General features: G+C 43.2%; 18 protein-coding genes. 11 read left to right on the forward strand and 7 right to left on the reverse strand.

Features of this window, described 5'->3' with window-relative positions; translation table 11 throughout:
- The 11 genes from dnaA to HW988_RS00055 all read left to right on the forward strand — a co-directional run bounded on the left by dnaA (position 1) and on the right by HW988_RS00055 (position 12487).
- Positions 1-1419 (forward strand): chromosomal replication initiator protein DnaA, encoded by a 1419-nt coding sequence (dnaA, locus tag HW988_RS00005; protein ID WP_181605681.1) that lies wholly within the window; start codon positions 1-3, stop codon positions 1417-1419.
- 235 nt (positions 1420-1654) lie between these two features.
- Complete coding sequence (gene dnaN / locus HW988_RS00010) at positions 1655-2761, forward strand: DNA polymerase III subunit beta (protein ID WP_181605682.1); 1107 nt, start codon at positions 1655-1657, stop codon at positions 2759-2761.
- Complete coding sequence (locus HW988_RS00015) at positions 2761-3885, forward strand: DNA replication/repair protein RecF (protein WP_181605683.1); 1125 nt, start codon at positions 2761-2763, stop codon at positions 3883-3885. The genes dnaN and HW988_RS00015 overlap by 1 nt, the downstream gene beginning before the upstream one ends.
- 87 nt (positions 3886-3972) lie before the next feature.
- On the forward strand, positions 3973-6402 hold the full coding sequence (gene gyrB / locus HW988_RS00020) for a DNA topoisomerase (ATP-hydrolyzing) subunit B (protein WP_181605684.1): 2430 nt from the start codon (positions 3973-3975) through the stop codon (positions 6400-6402).
- Positions 6403-6425: 23 nt separating this feature from the next.
- Positions 6426-8915, forward strand: a complete 2490-nt coding sequence (gyrA, locus tag HW988_RS00025; protein WP_181605685.1) for a DNA gyrase subunit A — start codon at positions 6426-6428, stop codon at positions 8913-8915.
- Between the two features lie 91 nt (positions 8916-9006).
- On the forward strand, positions 9007-9714 hold the full coding sequence (locus HW988_RS00030) for a tetratricopeptide repeat protein (protein WP_255490125.1): 708 nt from the start codon (positions 9007-9009) through the stop codon (positions 9712-9714).
- Entirely contained in the window at positions 9714-9938 is a 225-nt protein-coding gene (locus HW988_RS00035) for an AtpZ/AtpI family protein (protein ID WP_181605687.1), read from the forward strand. The genes HW988_RS00030 and HW988_RS00035 overlap by 1 nt, the downstream gene beginning before the upstream one ends.
- Positions 9939-10310, forward strand: coding sequence for a hypothetical protein (locus tag HW988_RS00040; RefSeq protein WP_181605688.1), 372 nt, complete (start codon positions 9939-9941; stop codon positions 10308-10310).
- On the forward strand, positions 10285-10989 hold the full coding sequence (gene atpB, locus HW988_RS00045; RefSeq protein WP_142698431.1) for a F0F1 ATP synthase subunit A: 705 nt from the start codon (positions 10285-10287) through the stop codon (positions 10987-10989). Before HW988_RS00040 ends, atpB begins: the two co-directional genes overlap by 26 nt.
- 37 nt (positions 10990-11026) lie before the next feature.
- Positions 11027-11338: an ATP synthase F0 subunit C gene (locus HW988_RS00050; RefSeq protein ID WP_142698432.1), complete on the forward strand. Its 312-nt coding sequence runs from the start codon at positions 11027-11029 to the stop codon at positions 11336-11338.
- A 168-nt stretch (positions 11339-11506) separates the two neighbouring features.
- Complete coding sequence (locus tag HW988_RS00055) at positions 11507-12487, forward strand: MerR family transcriptional regulator (protein WP_181605689.1); 981 nt, start codon at positions 11507-11509, stop codon at positions 12485-12487.
- 81 nt (positions 12488-12568) lie between these two features.
- Here HW988_RS00055 and HW988_RS00060 read toward each other — a convergent pair whose 3' ends face one another.
- Genes HW988_RS00060 through HW988_RS00090 form a run of 7 tightly spaced genes read right to left on the reverse strand, consistent with a single transcriptional unit; the run spans position 12569 to position 19338 of the window.
- The gene (locus tag HW988_RS00060) at positions 12569-13936 is read right to left on the reverse strand and encodes a phosphomannomutase/phosphoglucomutase (protein WP_181605690.1); all 1368 of its coding nucleotides are present in this window, start codon (positions 13934-13936) and stop codon (positions 12569-12571) included.
- Positions 13937-13985: 49 nt separating this feature from the next.
- A complete protein-coding gene (locus tag HW988_RS00065; protein WP_181605691.1) occupies positions 13986-14942 on the reverse strand; it encodes a 4-hydroxythreonine-4-phosphate dehydrogenase PdxA in 957 nt (318 codons plus the stop codon).
- Complete coding sequence (locus HW988_RS00070; protein WP_181605692.1) at positions 14935-15879, reverse strand: peptidylprolyl isomerase; 945 nt, start codon at positions 15877-15879, stop codon at positions 14935-14937. The genes HW988_RS00065 and HW988_RS00070 overlap by 8 nt, the downstream gene beginning before the upstream one ends.
- A complete protein-coding gene (locus HW988_RS00075; RefSeq protein WP_181605693.1) occupies positions 15872-16840 on the reverse strand; it encodes a peptidyl-prolyl cis-trans isomerase in 969 nt (322 codons plus the stop codon). Before HW988_RS00075 ends, HW988_RS00070 begins: the two co-directional genes overlap by 8 nt.
- An 11-nt stretch (positions 16841-16851) precedes the next feature.
- Positions 16852-17661, reverse strand: a complete 810-nt coding sequence (locus HW988_RS00080) for a peptidylprolyl isomerase (protein WP_181605694.1) — start codon at positions 17659-17661, stop codon at positions 16852-16854.
- Between the two features lie 52 nt (positions 17662-17713).
- Positions 17714-18367: a lysophospholipid acyltransferase family protein gene (locus HW988_RS00085; RefSeq protein WP_181605695.1), complete on the reverse strand. Its 654-nt coding sequence runs from the start codon at positions 18365-18367 to the stop codon at positions 17714-17716.
- Between the two features lie 2 nt (positions 18368-18369).
- Positions 18370-19338 (reverse strand): electron transfer flavoprotein subunit alpha/FixB family protein, encoded by a 969-nt coding sequence (locus HW988_RS00090; protein WP_181605696.1) that lies wholly within the window; start codon positions 19336-19338, stop codon positions 18370-18372.
- Between the last annotated feature and the right edge of the window lie 5 nt (positions 19339-19343).

Here is a 19343-nt window from a genome sequence, read left to right on the forward strand (position 1 = left end):
ATGGAGTTAAACGCTTCTTTCTGGACATTGATTAAGACAAAAATGAAAAGTCGTAATGATAACAATAAGTTATTAGATACGTGGCTAGACCCTATTGAGTATATCAGTACTGGGGGCTCGTTTGAGCGTCCCAAATTGATACTCGGAGTACCCAACGCCCTCCACCAATATTTCGTAATTGAGAACCTGCAGGATAAGATTTATACTGAGATTTCAGATACTTATAAAAGACCTTTCGAAGTTGAGTTTAATGTTACGGGCACCAAAGTGAATACCCACATTGAAACCATGAACACTGTTGAGGAGTCTCCTTCTCACCAAGGTTCCGAGGTTCTTCAGGCGCAACTTTCACGTGCTCAGGCTATTCAGACTACTCAACCTAGGTCCAGCGACACTTTAAATGTGGATTTAACCTTTTCGACCTTCGTCGTGGGTAAGAATTCTGAGTTTGCACATGCAGCTTGCTTTAATGTAGCCAGAAATCCAGGAGCGGACGATTACAACCCACTCTATATATATGGACCGGTTGGAATGGGTAAGACCCATCTTTTGCACGCGGCTGGAAATCACATTCGCGAACAATTTCCACAGCTTAGAATCACTTATTTATCAGCTGAACGCTTTATGAATGAATGTATCTCAGCGATTCGTCGTCACGAGATGGACAAGTTCCGCCAAAAATACCGCGAAAACTCCGACATCCTATTAGTGGATGACGTGCAGTTCATTGCGCGTGGTGAAGCTGTTCAAGAAGAGTTCTTCCACACAGTGAATAGCTTCATCGACACTCGTAAGCAGGTTATCCTGGCAAGTGATCGTATGCCGAAGGATATCCACGGCCTTGAAGATCGCAGTCGTACCCGTCTTGAACGTGGTTTGATCGCAGACATCACAATGCCCGATTTGGAAACTCGTATCGCGATCCTTAGATATAAAGCTGAAAAGTTTAATATGCGCCTGCCTGAAGATGTTGTTCATCACATCGCACGCATCTCTAAACGTTCTATCAGAGAGCTGGAAGGCAACCTTAAAAAGGTTAAGATGTTCTCTGAGCTTCAAGGTCTGCCGATTGATGGCGAGCTTGTGAAGCGCATCCTTTCACACCATGAAACTCAATCTACTATCTCTGTTGAAGAGATTATGAAGATGACTGCGGATCACTTTAAAGTCCGTGTTTTGGATCTAAAATCCTCTACGCGCGCCAAGCCAATTGTCGTTCCACGTCAAATCTCGATGTATTTGATTAAGAAGTTTTTGGACAAATCACTCGTGGATATCGGCAAAGCTTTTGGCGGAAAAGATCACACAACCGTGATGAACGCGCTGGATCGAGTGAAATCTCTACAGGCGACGGATCAAGATATCGCAAAAGATATCGAGGATTTAGAGCAGAGAATCCACAATATCACAGGTGTGTGAATGTGGACTGTGGATAGAGTTGTGGAAGGATCTGGGGGAAGAAATGTGGATCCAAGTTACCCCCAAAATTCGCAACTTTCAGCCAAACTTGTACAGAGGCTTTATCCACAATTGTTTTTTAGTGTTTACACGCACTTACAGGATTTGTTAGGTTTTCCACGCCCCTACTACTACTACTAGTTATTTATATTAATAGTAATAGATAATAAGAAGGGTGTTTTAAGAGGAATTAGTTATGAAGATCGAAATTGATAAAAGAGATCTATTAAGCCTTATCGGTAAAACTCAAAACATCGTTGAGAAGCGCAATACAATGCCCATTCTCATCAACGTACTTCTTGAAGCAGATCAAAATTTACTGAAAGTATTCGCAACAGATTTGGAAGTAAGCCTTACGGACCAAATCAAAGCGCAAGTTCATCAACCAGGTAAAGTTGCAGTATCTGCAAAAAGTCTTTTCGAAATCGCAAAAGAACTTTCTGAAGGTCCAATCACTTTAATCAAAAAAGAAAATAACTGGTTAGAGATCAAACAAGGGAAATACACATCCAAGATTGTTGGTATCTCTGCAGAAGAATATCCGATCTTCCCTACTTACAACTCTCAAGCATTCATCAAAATTGCAGCGCAAGTTTTGAAAGAGATGATTGATAAAACAATTTACTCAGTATCAAACGATGAAACTCGTTACCACTTGAACGGTGTCTTCTTCGAATTGAATCCACAAGCTGGTTTCAAAATGGTTGCAACTGATGGTCATCGTATGAGTTTGGTTTCGAAAGAATCCACGGACGTCAAAGTTTCTGCCACTCAAGGAGTGATCATTCCTCGTAAAGGTCTTCATGAAATCAAAAAGATTTTGGAAGGTATCGACGGGTCTGTGGAAATAGCTGTGGAAGGCTCCCAATTCGTATTAAAACATTCATCAACAATCTTGATGATTCGTTTGATTGAAGGAAAGTACCCGAATTATCAACAGTTTATTCCACAGAAGCTGACGCAAAAAGTGATGATCAACAAGGAAGCTTTCCTAACTTCACTAAAACGCGTTTCTCTTTTGGCGAATCAAAAATCAAAAGCAGTATTGTTGAATCTTTCAAACGGTCGTATGGAAATTTCTTCGAACAATCCAGAGTTGGGTGACGCGAAAGAGGAAATCGAAGTTGAATACGCTGGTGGCGATATCAAAATCGGTTTCAATGCAAAATACATCACTGACATTTTGACGAGCATGAACCACGACAAGATCGATTTCGAATTGAACGATCACTTGTCACCGGGTTTGATGAGACCTCATAACGACACTTCTTACACTTGTGTTGTTATGCCTATGAGAATCTAATGATCTTTGAACGACTACGTCTTGTAAATTTTCGTAACTACCGAGACGTAGTATTAAAGTTTTCCCCTCGCGTGAATGTTTTCGTCGGAGACAACGGTCAGGGGAAAACAAATCTCCTTGAAGCAATGTACATGATCTCTCAGGGCGATTCCTTCCGCTACTCTGACAATTCCACCATGATCAACTCGAATAATCAGGAAGCGCTTATTCAAGCACTGATTACTCAAAACGATCTTCACTACAAATTAAAATTAGGATTGTCGAAAAGTCGCAAGGTACTAACGTTGAATGAAAAACGTGTGACCTCTGCCGACGTTCGCAAAATTTTCGCTAGTGTAGTGTTCAGCCCGGAAAGTTTAGCAGCGATCAAAGAAGGCGCTGATCACCGCCGCGAACTGGTTGATGATTTACTCGTGACCTTTGATCGCAAGAACACCGATTTAATCGCCGATTATCGAAAAGCTCTGAAAACACGCAACAAGATGCTTAAGAACTTTGTTGAAGGTGAGGCTGACCGAGGGCTTACTCAGAACCTTTTAGAGTCCCTACACCCCCAATTTGTGCGTTTAGCGACGGATTTGACTCATGCGCGCATCACCGCTTTGGCTGGTTTGGCGAAAGATTTTAATAATGCCATGCAATACATTTCTGGCACTTCTGCTGTGGATATCTCAGTGGAATACCTGATTTCAGATGAAAATGCTGTGAGTTTCACTCGTGAACAAGTCCAAATGTCGCTCGAAAAACGTCTTGGAGAATTGCATGATGCGGAGCTCTCATCTGGAACCAGTTTGGTGGGGCCACACAAACATGACATCGTCTTCCTATATGGTGGAAAAGACTCAAGATTTTTTTGTAGCCAAGGGCAGCAAAGAGCGATCATTCTTTCTTTCAAAATGGCTCAAATTGTGTATCATAGGAAGGCTCACGGAACCTATCCTGTGCTGATGTTAGACGATGTCTTATCTGAGCTCGATAAAACCAAAAGAGATGCGCTGATTACGTTCTTACACGAGATCAACACTCAAATTTTTGTTACGACGACAGACTTCACATTGCCTGACTCTTTCAGCCTCGATCAGCTTTCCGTTGTGCGCATCAAGGATGGCCAAATTCTTGATTAATCGTTTCAGTTTTTAAACTGCGATGAATGTATGAACGCGACTTACTCGACAGCGTCGAGTGGTATGCAAAAGCAATGAGGGGTTACAGTGTCTACAGAAGAACAACAGCAACCAGCTTCCTATTCAGCTGATTCGATTCAGGTTCTTGAAGGTCTCGAAGCGGTTCGTAAACGTCCTGGGATGTATATCGGTGATACACAGTTCAAAGGTTACCATCACCTTGTGTATGAAATTGTGGATAACTCGGTAGACGAACATCTTGCGGGATATTGCAAAACAATCAAAGTTTCTATCAACGCCGATGAATCCATCACAGTCGAAGATGACGGTCGTGGTATTCCTGTTGCGACTCAAAAACAAACTGGTAAATCAGCTCTTGAGCTAGTTATGACCGTACTTCACGCCGGTGGTAAATTCGACGGCGGTGGATATAAAGTTTCCGGTGGTCTACATGGTGTGGGTGCTTCCGTTGTGAATGCCCTATCGACTCGCGTAAGTGTTGAAGTTCAACGTGAAGGTCATTTCTGGAGACAAAACTACGAACGTGGTAAAATCTTGGCGCCAATCGAAAAAGGCGAAGAGACTACTAAAACTGGAACGAAAACAACTTTCAAACCAGATCGTGATATTTTCAAAGATGAAACTTTGACTTACGATTTCGCGACTCTTGCTAATCGTTTCCGTGAACTTGCATTCCTAAATGCGGGCCTTCACATTTCTTTGTCTGACGAACGCACAGGTAAAAAACAAGACTTCCAATACGCTGAAGGTGTTGCGGAATTCGTGAAGTACATGAATCAATCTAAAAAATCTCTTCACAACGAAGTGGTTTATTTCAAAGGCGAAAAAGACGAAGTCGAAGTTGAGATCGCTATGCAGTGGAATGATTCTTATTCAGAATCTATTTTCACATATTGTAACAACATCAACACGCATGAAGGTGGTACTCACCTGGTGGGTTTCCGTGCAGCGCTGACTCGTACAACGAATGCGTATGCTACTGAAAAAAATCTTTTGAAAGATCTAAAAACGAATCTTGAGGGTGAAGACATCCGTGAAGGTTTGGCAGCAGTTATCTCCGTAAAAGTTCGCGAACCGCAATTCGAAGGACAAACGAAAACAAAACTTGGTAATGCCGAAGTCAAAGGTATCGTCGAGTCTTTGGTAAATGAAAAACTTGCTGACTGGATGGATCGCAATCCTTCCGTTTCTAAAAACGTTATCATGAAATGCGTGGAATCAGCGCGTGCTCGTGAGGCGGCTCGTAAAGCTCGTGATCTTACTCGTCGTAAGACAGCGTTGGATGGTGGTTCATTGCCAGGTAAAATGGCGGATTGCCAGGAACGTGATCCAGCTCTTTGCGAACTATACCTGGTGGAAGGGGACTCCGCGGGAGGTTCCGCGAAGCAAGGTCGCGATCGTCGTACGCAAGCGATTCTGCCGTTGAAAGGTAAAATCCTAAACGTAGAAAAAGCGCGCTTTGACAAAATTATTTCATCTGAAGAGATCAAAGTTATTATCTCGGCACTTGGTACTGGTATCGGTAAAGACAACGTGAACGTTGATAAAATCCGTTACCACAAAATCATCATCATGACCGATGCCGACGTCGACGGATCTCACATCATGACTCTTCTTTTGACGTTCTTCTATCGTCAAATGCCATTGGTACTTGAGCGCGGTTATGTGTATATCGCACAACCACCTTTGTATCGTGCGAAAAAAGGTAAAGAAGAAACATACTTGAAAAATGAAGCTGCATTGACTGAGTATCTTTTGAGCTCGGGTCTTAACAACTTCAAAATCAAGGGCAAAGAAAACTTGCCTGAAGCAGATCTTCGTCAGTTGATCTTGAACATCCAAAAACTAAACAGCTTGATCCGTGTTTCTTCCAAGAAATACGACAAAGACGTTTTGTATTTCATGCTAAGCAAAGTTGCTGATCTTGAAAAAACATTGGCTGATGAAGGTAAGTTGAAAACTGTTCTTGCTGACATGACGGCTTGGGTGAATGCGGATCCAAAACTTGGAATCACAGAATTCAAAGCGGAAGTAAAACAAGATGAAGCCACTGGAAAACCATACGCGGACATCTACACTGTTCGTTATGCAGACCGCATGACAACGAAGTTCAGTCTGGATAGCTTGCGCTCTTCAGAAATGATCGAACTTCGCAATATCTGGGGTCAAATCCAAGGTATCAGCACATTGCCATTAACAATCATTGAGGGCGAAAACGAAGTTCAATTCGAAAGCTACAATGAGTTCTATGAACACGTTATGGAATCTACGAAAAAAGGAATCTACATCCAACGTTATAAAGGATTGGGAGAGATGAATCCGGAGCAGTTGTGGGAAACTACACTGAACAAGGAAAACAGAACTCTTCTAAGAGTTTCAATCGAGGACGCTGTTGCGGCCGATGAAACATTCTCTATCTTGATGGGTGAGATGGTTGAGCCTCGTCGTAACTTTATCCACGAAAATGCTCTTCTTGCTCGTAGCTTAGACGTTTAATTTTTAAGTATTGGTGATTGAATATGGAAAATAGTAATCAAGAAAAAGGCGTCACGGTTGTCGATATCAGCAAGGAAATGCGAGGAGCATACCTTCAGTACTCGATGTCAGTTATCGTGGGTCGTGCACTTCCAGACGTACGTGATGGTTTGAAACCTGTTCATCGTCGTGTTCTTTTCGCACAAAGTGAAATGAACAACCGTCACAACAGACCGTATTTGAAATCTGCCCGTGTGGTGGGTGACGTCATCGGTAAATACCATCCGCATGGTGACTCGGCTGTTTACGAAACGATGGTTCGTATGGCCCAGGACTTCTCTCTTCGCTACCCGCTTGAAGATGGTCAAGGTAACTTCGGTTCTATCGACGGCGACAGCGCAGCAGCCATGCGTTATACGGAAATCCGTATGACTCCGATGGCAGAAGAACTTCTGAATGATTTAGAAAAAGAAACTGTCGCGTTCGGTCCGAACTACGATGACTCTTTGCAAATCCCATTGGTATTGCCAGCGAAATTCCCAAATCTTTTGGTGAATGGTTCTTCTGGTATCGCGGTTGGTATGGCGACAAATATTCCGCCACACAATTTGGGTGAAGTGATCGATGGTACAATACATTTGATCAACAACCCAACTTGCCAACTTGAAGACTTGATGGTGCACATCAAGGGACCTGACTTCCCTTCTGCGGGTGTGATTGCAGGACGTGAAGGTATCTTGCAGGCTTACAAGAAAGGCCGCGGTATCATTTCACTTAAAGCGGTTGCGGAAATCGTTCCAAACAAAGACCGTGAGGATATCATCATCACGGAAATCCCGTACCAAGTTAATAAAGCGAAACTTATCGAAAGCATCGCGGACCTGGTTCGTGACAAAGCAATCGAAGGTATCTCTGATATCCGTGATGAATCTTCTCGTGAAGGTATGCGTATCGTGATCAATCTAAAACGTGGCGAAAACGCTTCCGTTATTTTGAATCGCTTGTACAAATTCACTCAGATGCAAGTTTCAGTTGGTATCATCATGCTTGCGCTTGATGCGAAAAACCAACCGGTCACTTTCGATTTGAAAGGCATGCTTGAGGCCTTCGTAGATCACCGTCGTGACGTCGTTACGAAACGTTGTATCTTCGAACTTAAAAAAGCCCAAGAACGCGCGCACATCTTGGAAGGTTTAAAAAAAGCCCTAGATCACATCGAAGAAGTTATCAAGACGATCCGTGCTTCCAAGGAAGCGCACGCAGCTCGTGAAGCCTTGATGTCTAAATTCGAATTCTCTGAACGCCAAGCAGTTGCAATCCTGGAAATGCGTTTGCAACGTTTAACTGGTTTAGAGCGTGATAAAATCATCGAAGAACTTGCTGAACTTCAAAAAACAATCGATTGGTTGAAATTCGTTTTGGCCGATGTTCGCGAAATCTACAAAATTATCGTAGGCGAACTTGAAGACATGAAAAAACGTTATGCAGATCCTCGTCGTACACAACTTCAAGGCAGCCTGGATGACATCGAAGACGAAGATTTGATCGCTGACGAAGATATGGTTGTGACTGTCACAAACACAGGTCTGATCAAGCGTATGCCAACAGCTGAATACCGTGTTCAAAAACGTGGTGGTAAAGGCTTGAAAGGCATGGAAACAAAAGAAGAAGACTATGTAACAGACTTGTTCTCTGCTTCCACAAAAACGATGCTTCTGGTGTTTACTGATAAAGGTAAAGTGTACTGGGTGAAAGTTCATAAACTTCCACTTGGCAGCAGAACTTCAAAAGGTAAGTCATTGGCAAATGTTGTCCAACTTGCTTCAGGCGAAAGTGTTCGTGCGATTCTTCCGGTGGATGAATTCAACGAAAACAAATTCGCTGTTATGTTGACTGAAAAAGGTATTATCAAAAAAACATCTTTGGATTCATTCGCTAATCCAAGAACTGCGGGTGTTATCGCTCTGACGACAGATCTTGATGACGGTATTATCGCTGTTAAGATTTCTGATGGTCAGTCAGACATCTTCATCGCAACTAAAGAAGGTATGTCGATTCGTTTCAACGAAAACGACGTGCGTGGAATGGGTCGTACTGCCCGCGGCGTGAAAGCAATCACTCTTGCGAAAGACGACGTAGTTGTGGCGATGGAAGTGCTTGAGAAAAATACTCCAGATACAATCTTGATGGTAACGTCTAAAGGTTACGGTAAGCGCTCAGAAGTGGGTGAATACCGTGTTCAATCTCGTGGTGGTGTAGGTATCATCACTCAGAAAACGACGGACAAAGTTGGTAGCGTTGTCGGTACCAAAAAAGTTTCTGAGAAACACGAATTGATTCTTTCAACAGACAATGGGCAAGTTATCCGTATGAAAATGACGGACATCTCTGTTCTTGGCCGTAACACTCAAGGTGTTCGTTTGATTAACATCGACGAAAAAGACGAGACAGTAACTGGTTTGGCAGTGGTTGAAGACGATCACTCTGATGAAGCAGCTTCTGCTCCGACTGCACCTGAAGGCGTAACTCACTAGTATGATCAGAGGAGTACTGGCTGTAATATTCCTACTCCTCACCGCCTGCTCCACCCAGGAGCAGGGTGATTATAAGACCGCAGAAAAAAATGTGTCCCAGGGTAACTACAAGGTCGCCCTGGAATATTTTGACCGAGTCATTCTTCGCAATAATAAATCAGAATACCCCATGGAAGCAGCTCGTGAAGCTGCCCGTGTCGCTTTCTTCGAATTAAAAGACTATGAGCGCACGATTGGGTATCACCGCTTTATCGTTCTGCATTCGAGTGATGAGAAAGAGCGTCTGCAATCGCAAAAGCAAATTGCAGAGATCTATTTTAACAATCTTCAGAATTACCAGGCTTCGATTGTGGAGTTTAGTAAGCTTCAGCAAATGCCTCACACCGATCTAGAGGCTTCTCAATATCAGATGAGTGTTGCACGTGCGCACTACTACATGAATAACTTCTTTCAGGCTGAATCAGAGATTGATTCGTTGTTGCGTTTGAAATCTGACGACAATATTCGCTTCCAAGCATTGATGCTAAAAGGAAATATTCTAGTCGCTAAGAAAGAATTCAATAAAGCTACGGATATCTTTAAAGGCATTATCGAGAAATACCCTCAACGTGCTATTCAAGAAAATGTGGGACTGACTTTGGCCGTCTGCTATGAGGAAAATGATAATTTCAAAGAAGCGATCAAGGTTCTTGAGGGTTATCGCGGAAAATACAGCCCACCAGAATACATCGAGCTTCGTATTAAACGTCTGCAAGAGCGTATGAAAAATGCCCCGGGTGCGAAAGGCTTTAGGAAGTAATGAAAAAGTATATAATTTTTGCATCTATCGGCTTCGAACTTGTCGGTTTGATCATCGGGTGTTTTTACTTGGGCGAACTTCTGGATAGTAAGTATCAAACCAAGGGCATGGCCTTTGTTGGTTTGAGTTTGGCCGCCCTGGTGGGTTGGCTCGTCCGTGTGATTTGGCTTTTAAAGCGCATGGATGCCCAAGAAGAAAATGAAAACGCGAATAAGAAACCATAAATGATTAGAGTTTTAATTTCTCAGGCCCTCATTACAGCCCTTGGCTACCTTGCCCTGCTGTTTTTTGCTGCACCTAATCATGCAAACTCTTACGTCTGGGGCGCCTCAACCATCCTTTTAAGCTTTTCCATGATGGGCTTGGGCTACGGGCTTATCTTCCGAAAGAAATTGGTTGCCCTAGGCATCTCCCTCATTGTATTTAAGTACGCGATTTTAGGCATTATTATCTTCACTCTGGTTAAACTCGATTGGTTTTCATCAATCTGGTTTGCGATGGGTGTTGCTAGCTTTATTTTATCGGCAATTTACTATGCGATCAGTGAAGCTTTGAGAGAGGAAAGAGAAGATGGCGGCAGAACACCACCCGTTTAACTGGACACAGCTTATCCCTGCAGTTGGCGTTGAGTATTATCACATTGCAACTCTTGCGATCGCAACGGTAGCAACTATCGGTATCGGTTTGATGGCTCGTGCATCTTTGGGTAAAGGCGAGGTTGCAGTTCTTCCAGCTGACAAATTCTCTCTTCGCGGAATCATGGAGATGCTGACTGAGATGATGTCAGGTCTTTCTGAAATGGTTATCGGCGAGCACGGTAAACACTACGTTCCTTTCTTTACTTCTGTATTCTTCTTTGTGGTATTCAACAACTTGATCGGTATGATCCCGGGTATGACTCCGGCGACTGAAAACATCAACACGACATTTGGTTTCGGTATCTTGATGTTCTTGTTCTATAACTTCCAAGGTGTAAAAGAAAACGGCCCTATCGCTTACCTTAAACACTTCATGGGCCCAGTTATCTTCTTGGCTCCGTTGATGTTCGTAATCGAAATCGTTTCCCACTTGGTTCGTCCCTTCTCATTAGGTCTTCGTCTTGCGAACGTAATGATGGGTGACCACACGGTACTATCTGTATTCTTGGATCTAGTACCAATCGGCGTACCAATTCCATTCTATATGATGGGATTGTTCGTATGCTTTGTTCAGGCTTTTGTATTTACTTTGCTTTCAATGGTTTACGTAGCATTCGCGATTGCACACGACCACTAAGAAGCAAATATTTAACCGTTCTCTAAAGGAGACACACATGAAAAAAATGATCGTAACTTTGGTAGCTATGTTGGTATCTGTATCTGCATTCGCTCAAGAAACTGCTGCTCCAGTAGTTGCTGCAGCTGGCACTGACAAAGGTTTGGTAGCTATCGCTGCTGCTTTGGCAATCGCTTTGTCTGTATTCGGTGGCGCTTTGGCACAAGGTAAAACTGCTGCTACAGCTCTTGATGGTATCGCTCGTAACCCAGCGGCTTCTGGTAAACTTTTGATCCCAATGATCTTGGGTCTAGCTCTTATCGAGTCTCTAGTTATCTACGCGTTGATCATCGCTTTGAAACTTTCTTAATTCCTCGCTGCAAAAGCAGCAGAATTAAAAAGATCAGAATTGATTTCAAAAAGGCTGGGTTCATCCCGGCCTTTTTTATTTGGTACGGACACACTTTCTCCATCCGGCCTAACTTTTTTCTATTTACCTTGCCCCAAGGACAACCTCGATAAATAACCTGAGGTTAGGATGAAGAACTGGCTTACAATCGGACAATTTGCGAAAGAAATTGGTGTTTCGGCGAAGGCCCTCCGCCTTTACGAGGAAATGGGTTTACTAAAATCCCACGTACGTGGAGAAAATGGCTATCGCTATTACGATGAAGCGCAATTGGAAATCGCCCGCCGTTTAAGGGAATTCAAAGATCTGGGTTTTACTTTAAGTGAGATCAAAAATCTCCTTGAGGCAGATATAGATTTGGATTCTAAGAAGTTAATCCAAGCAATGCAGCGAAGATCTCGTGCGATTGCCCTGCAAGCCGAGGTTCTAAAGTCACAAAAAGATCAAATCGATGAAATTCTCTCCTCTTTGGAAATGAAAACCGGGCCACTGGCGGCCCAACAAAGGAGAGCTATCATGAATTATTACGGAAAAGCTTCAATACTGGTCGTTGGAAAGTCTGATTTGGAAAGCACGGCCACTTTTATCAGTAAGCAATTTCAAAACTCTGGAATCAACATTCCCATTTATGAATGGAGTAAGTTAGAAAACCTTCCCGAAGAGAAACCCTACATTCTTATTCTTTGTGAAAATGACTTAGATAAAAACGTAAAGTCTATAAATGCTGATATTATTGTCGTTCGCAGTATTGGTGGCATCTCTGAAGATATAGAAAAGAAATACCTGCAACTGTTTGAAGGTGTGGGTCCCCATGTCTCGACAATTATTCATGCAGATGATGCCGCAGGATTAGCTATTGCCCGTCACAAGCAGGTGCAAAAGGGTCGTATCTACTATGTTACTAAGAATGGAAATCTTGAGCCACAAATGAAGAAAATTGGTGGCGTATATAGTGATGGTGAAGAGATGAAAATCTTTGGCCTTAATTGGACGCCGCTAACTGAATTAAAGACCTCTCGCGCTTATTCTTTTCAAGAGGAACTATCACTGATGTATTCACTATGTGCAGTTTTGCACATGGATTTAAAAAAAGACGATCTGTTTGTTTAACAATAAGGGGCTGACGTATTTGCGTCAGCCCTCTATTTTAGAACAAAATATTTTGCGTTGGAGAAAGTGTGTCCGTACCTTTTAAAGGTATTTATTCACGACGGCTTCGACGCGGTCTTGGATGCGTTTCATACCTTCGGCGGTTGTTGCTTCATAACGAACAACCAATACGGGTTGCGTGTTTGAAGCTCTGCAAAGTGCCCAACCGTCTTCGAAGCTTAGGCGAATACCATCAGTCAAGTTTACTTGGTAATCTGCACCAGGGCCGCCCTTGAAAGCTTCTTTCATTTTCTCGACGATCAAGACTTTTTTCTCTTCGGTCGTGTCGATACGAATTTCTGGAGTGTTGAATGCTGGAGGCAAACCTTCAAGCAATTGCGGGATGGTTTTACCAGTTTTCGCCAGGATTTCTACCAAACGAAGACCTGCGTATGGAGCATCGTCGTAACCGAAATTGCGATCTGCAAAGAAGATGTGACCAGACATCTCGCCGCCGAATGGTGCTTTTTCCACTTTGATTTTTTCTTTAATCAAAGAGTGACCTGTTTTCCACATGATCGGTTGGCCATCGTGTTTAGCGATATCGTGGTACAGACGATCAGAACACTTCACGTCACCTACGATTTTCGCACCTTTGTTTGTTTCAAGGATAGCGCGGGATACGATCGTCATAAGCTCATCGCCATAAACCATGCGACCTGTATGATCCACGACACCGATGCGATCTGCGTCGCCGTCAAAACCGATACCGCAAACGGCACCTTCTTTTTTAACTTGAGCAGCAAGATCCACCAAGTTTTCCTCAACAGTTGGATCCGGATGGTGATTTGGGAATGTGCCATCTGGTTCTTCAAACATGATTGTCGGCTTCAAGCCGCATGCCTCGAATAAACCACGAACAACAGAACCGCCGGCACCGTTGCCGCAATCCAAAACGACTTTAACGTTCTTCATTTGTCCGAATTCTTTTTTGTAGTGCTCGTAGTAGCTTGGGCGGATATCGAAAGATTCAACAGAACCTTTACCGTCGATATATTCACCCTTTTCGATGATTTTACGAAGCTCTTGAATTTCTTCACCAAAGATCGTCGTTTTACCCAAAGAGATCTTGAAGCCGTTAAACTCTGGAGGATTGTGTGAGCCAGTCACTTGAACAGCGCCATCCACTTTCATTGTGAATGTTGAGAAATAGCACACAGGGCTGGTTACAAGGCCCAAGTGAATAACCTTAGCGCCCGAATCAACAAAACCTTTTTCCATGCTCTTAACGATTGATGGAGAGCTTACACGGGCATCGTGGCCGATAGTCAGTGTTGGATTAGAAATGTTTTTAACGTTCTTCATGTGAACTACGAATGCGCGCGCCAAAAGATAGGCGAAATTGTCGTCAAACTGACCGTTGTAAACGCCACGGATGTCGTATTCTCTGAAAATTACCGGTTGATACATAGAAACCTCACTTCAACTAGGTATTGGAAAATATTAGAAATAATCCTAACTAGGACTGCTGTCGAGTCAAATTAATAGACCAGCGAATAGCATCAATCATAGAGTTGGGATTGGCTTTGTTTTTGCCAAAAATATCCTTCGCTGTGCCGTGATCGACACTGGTGCGAACAAATGGAATTCCCAGACTGATGTGAACACCACTGTCTTGTCCGTGAATCATTTTAAAAGGGATTAAACCTTGGTCATGATACAGACATAGATACACGGAATATTTTTTCCAGTTCTCTTTAAAGAAAGCCGCATCTGGAACTAATGGACCCACATAGGGAATACTTTTTTCTTTAGCAAAAGAAGCAAGATTTGGAAAAACCAAAAGTTCTTCGCCACCGATCATCCCCTGCTCGCCAGCGTGGGGATTTAGGCCTAAAACGCCAATGGGTTTTGAGCGTTTGGATGCAGGTAAAGATTTACGCAATTGATCCGCATGCAACAAGGCCTCAGCGACGGTGCTAAAACTAATGTGCTTTGAAATATGAGCAACCGACAAATGCCCCGTTGCCAAAACGACATTGAATTCGCGGCCCGCAAAACCCATGTGCACAGTTTTAGTTCTGGAAACTCGTTTAAGAATATCGGTGTGTCCAAGATCTTTGAAGCCGGCTTCTTTGATCAAAGTTTTTGATAAAGGAGCTGTTGCCATCCCGTCGAGTTGTTTTTTCATGCAGGCTTTGGCCGTGCTTTCAACCCAATGAGCCGGCGACAAATCAGAGCATATATCAACCAGGTAAGGGCCTTCGATTTTTAGGCCCTCTTCCAGTGAGTCGACAACAATACGTTCGAATTTCTGATCAATAAGTCTTAAATATTTTGCAGAGGCGTTGTCGTTTCGCCACAAGAAGAATTGCACACCCTTTTGTGGGCCGAGCTTGTGCAGGGCTTTGGCTGTGACTTCAAAGCCAATACCATCATCGTCACCCGTGGTAAGTGCAATTCGTTTGTTACTCATTAATTCTGATGAACGAGTCGTCGCGTTTGTTTTGCAACCAAAGACGAAGTTGTCTTTTGAAACTAGTTTCCAAAAGTTGAGCTTTAATACGGTCTTTTTGTTTTTCAAATTTAGGATCTGGCGTCAGCTTTTTAGTCGTCAATTTTACGATGTGGAAACCCAGGCGAGATTTTACGATACCTGTTGTTTCACCCACTTTAAGACTGGAAATAGCTTCTTCAATTTCCGGAATAAATTCGCCGGATTTGAAAGTACCTAAAGCACCACCAGCTGAGAAGTTTGGATCTTCACTGAATTGCTGTGCCAGAGTTTCAAAGTTTTCACCGGAACGAAGTTTGGAAAGAGCCGTCTCCGCACGTTTGTAAGCAGCTTCAGAGCCACCTTTTTTCGGAGAGAAGAAAATGTGGGAAACGGAGAATTCGTCAATTGCAGGCTTGTTGTTTGGATTTGATTTTAAGTATTCATTCAAAGCGTCTTCGTCAGAAATACGCAATTTTGAAATGATCTCTGTATCCATCAAATTTTGCTTTTCAATTTTTTCTTTCAGGAAAATCTTGTATTCAGGGATATTGATTCCCTGCCCCTTAAGAATGCTCATAAGCTCGGCTTCGCTTACATTGTTTCTTTTGGCCATGTCTTTGAACTCTTGTTCAACACGATCATTTGTCACAGTCAGATTCAAGCGTTTGATTTCAGAAGAAAGAATTTTCTCATTAATCAAATAGTCCATCTGCGCTTTGCGATCTTTCTTTAAAGCATCAGCAGACTTACCATCCATCAAAGCGTCATCAACCATACCGGGCTTTGCAATTCGATTTTGCAATTCCTTAAGGTCAGATTCCAAGATGATTTCGTTGTTCACAACGGCCAAAGTTTTTTCAACGACTTCGGCTTTAACCGGCACTGCTAAAAATAAAGAAACAAGTAAACTAATCATTATTCCCTCGGGTATCTACGGAGATGGAATTCATCAACTCGTAGTCCTTTAGAACTTTACTACTTCTGAGCTGGGCATCAAGCCACGCCACGTATTCTGCCTGCTCGCGTTGTGCTTTAAGCGCGCGCGTAATCTGGGGGCGAACCTCTTCAAGAGTCAAAGTAGACGCTGGAGCCTTTTTTTCCACACGAATCAGGTGAATACCGAAGGGGCTTTTGATCATTTGTACGCCAACAGAGTTTGTAAACAGACGGTCAAAGTAATCCACAGTGCCCTTTTCAATCCACCCGATGACACCACCCTGCTTAGCTTCCGGAGTGATGGAGAATTTCTTGGCAAGTTCCGCAAAATCTTTGGTTTTTAGATCCGTTTTTATCGCGTCAGCCTTAGATTCTTCGTCGACTACGATCTGGCGGATATAAATGCGTTCTTTGCGTTTATACATATCCTTGTGGTCGTCGTAATAACGTTTGATCTCTTCTTCGGCGATTGGCTTCGCTTTCTCGTTAATCTTTTTGAAAACCTCACGTTCAATCAGAGTGTAACGAAGTTCTTCGCGCCACTCTGCAAAGGACAGGTTTTCTTGGGCCAAAGCACGACGGAAAGAAAGATCATCAGGATAGTTTGCTCGCAACTTATCCACTTCTTGATCCAGACTGTTTTCAGAAACGACGATGCTTTGAGCGCGTGCCCAATCCAAAGTTAAACTCTTCACCAGGAAGTCGCGAAGAATTTCCTCTTTGATTCGTTGAACGTTATTGGGATCTTTGGCGGCCAGCGCATCAAAGTTTTTAAGCTTACGCGCCAACTGATTTGCGAATTCCTTCGCTGTCAGAACGTGTTCGTTTACTTTCTCAACTGGTTGTTTAGAAAGTTTTTGATATTTGGAAGGACAACCCGCCAACAACATGCTTGTTAAAATAAAAAGCCCCGTTTTGGCGGGGCTCTTTAGAAATTTCATCTGCTAGTTCCTTATTTGATAAGGTTTTTGTTTTCTTTGATCGAGTACGATTTTTTCAATTTTTCGAAGTACTCGTTAAAGATCACTTTTCTTTTCTCGTCGTATACTGCGGCTCTGATTTGGCGTTTATCCGCATTTTCAAAGCTGCGACGTCCTGTTACTTTGATGATGTGGAAGCCATATGGAGATTCGATGAGCCCCTTGATGTCACCGACCTTCATGGAAGCTGCCGCCTCATAGTATGCAGGAACGATTGTTACACGTGATTGCCAACCGATGTCGCCACCAGCTTGCTTGGAAATCGCATCATCGGAATAAAGCTTAACCAGCTCTTCAAACGGGCGCTTCGATTTTTTAACTTCAGTATAGATTTCCTCGGCACGTTTTTTAGCTTCGGCGATTTGTGCCGGAGTTGCACCTTGTTTAAACTCAATCAAGATATTGCTAGTGCGGATTTCAGGATTGTTTTTGTACCAATCTTGCAATTCTTTGTCAGAAATCGTGATTTTTTGAACTTTAGGACCCAACTCTTTTTCCAAAAGAGCTTTGTACATCGCCTGACGAAGTTGGTCTTGAACGATAGGATCTTTTTCTAGATTGCGCTTTTCAGCTTCTTGTAAACCCACTTCATAACGAACCATATCTTCCAGGAAAAGATCTTTTGGTGGAGGGTTTGTCGTTTTAGATTTGATGTCGTTGTATTTCTTGTTGAATTCATCAAGAGTGATCGTTTTTTTGCCCACCTGAGCTAACACTTCAGAAGATTTCTGCGCGAACGCCGGTGCTGCGATGAGCATCAAGATGCTGATAACTAATTTCATACTTTAAAAGTCCCTTTTAAAAGTTGATGCAAACTATGTTAAAACGCTAGCACTAGGCCTTATTATCCGCAATGAAATTAACAGCTTGCTGACGAGTCTGGTGTAAAAGAGACTCTAACTCTAGAGCAAGGTCTGGGTTTCTTGGATCTTGTTCCTTTGTGACTGGAGGAAGGCACTCACTCCAAACAATTATCACTTTCGCGAAGGGTTTAGGCAGGAAAGTTTTATTCCAAGATCTTGGGAAATAAATCGCACGATCAACGTACACGCCAGCCGCATAGATCGGGCCATGAATCATGCGTGATAATTCAAAAACTCCGGGCTTTACCTTGTGTAACGGACCCTTGGGGCCATCCACCGCAAAGCTGCAATTTCCCCCGTCTTTTACTAAACGCAAAAGACCTTTCAGGGCTTGAACACTGCCACGCGAAGATGACCCACGACTGGTTTTTGCGCCCATCCATTTAAGCACAGTTGCCATCAACTCGCCGTCTTTGGATTGCGATGCAATTGTAGCGATACGATAGCGTTTAACGATCGAAAGAAGTGCAAGCTCGTCACCATGCCAGTGAGCAAGTACAACCGGGTTTTTATTTTCCAGGGAACTCTTAAGGGATTCAGGCTCGAAAAGACGAACCCTCCACGTCCATGAGAGGGTTCGATAAAATACAAACACAATAATCGGAAGGATGTATTTCCTAAACACGATTAGTGGTGAAGAGCCTTTTTGAACTCTTCAGTCAATTTTGGAACGATATCAAAAGCATCACCCACGATACCGTAAGTAGCTTTTTGGAAGATTGGAGCATTCGCATCGTTATTGATAGCAACGATAACTTTAGAGCTGCCCATACCTGCCAAATGTTGAATCGCGCCCGAGATGCCAACAGCGATGTACAATGTTGGAGCCACTGTTTTACCAGTTTGACCCACTTGCATACCGTGTCCTACCCATCCAGCATCAACCACTGCACGAGTCGCACCTACAGTTGCACCCAATACGTCAGCAAGGTCGTTCAACATTTTGAAGTTCGCAGCTTCTTTCAAACCACGACCACCAGAAACGATGATGTTTGCTTCTGTCAGATCCAACTTCTCTGAGGCACCCTTGACGATTTCTTTGATCAAAGTTTTCAAATCAGTTGCTGCATTTGTGTTTTCGACAACATTTGCAGTTTTAGATGTGTCAGCAGCTTCAACTGGAAGTTGATTAGCACGCATCAAAACGATTTTGATTGGGCTGTTTTCGAAGTTAACAGTCGCAAATGCTTTACCTGAGTACATTGGTTTAACAGCAGTTACGTTGTCACCAGAGATCGTCAACTGAGTGCAATCACTTGCAACACCTGTGTTTAAGCGAGCCGCAACACGTGGGAACAAATCTTTACCTGTTGAAGAAGCAGAAGCCAGGATGATCGAAGGTTGAACTTTGTTTACGATCGCAACTACGTTTGCAGTGTAAGATTCTGGATTGTACGAATCCAAAGCCCCGTCTTTCACAACATGAACTTCAGAAGCACCATTGTGGCCGATGGCCGCTGTTACGTCACCTGCGTGAGAACCGAAAGTCACAGCAACCACTGTGTTGCCGGATTTCGCTGCCGCTTGCAAAAGCTCGATCGAGCTGCGTTTAAGTTTACCGTTTGTTTGTTCAGCAAAAACTAATACTTTACCCATTGCCA

The organism is Bdellovibrio sp. KM01 (genome assembly GCF_013752535.1).
In the GTDB taxonomy this organism is placed as follows: Bacteria; Bdellovibrionota; Bdellovibrionia; order Bdellovibrionales; family Bdellovibrionaceae; genus Bdellovibrio.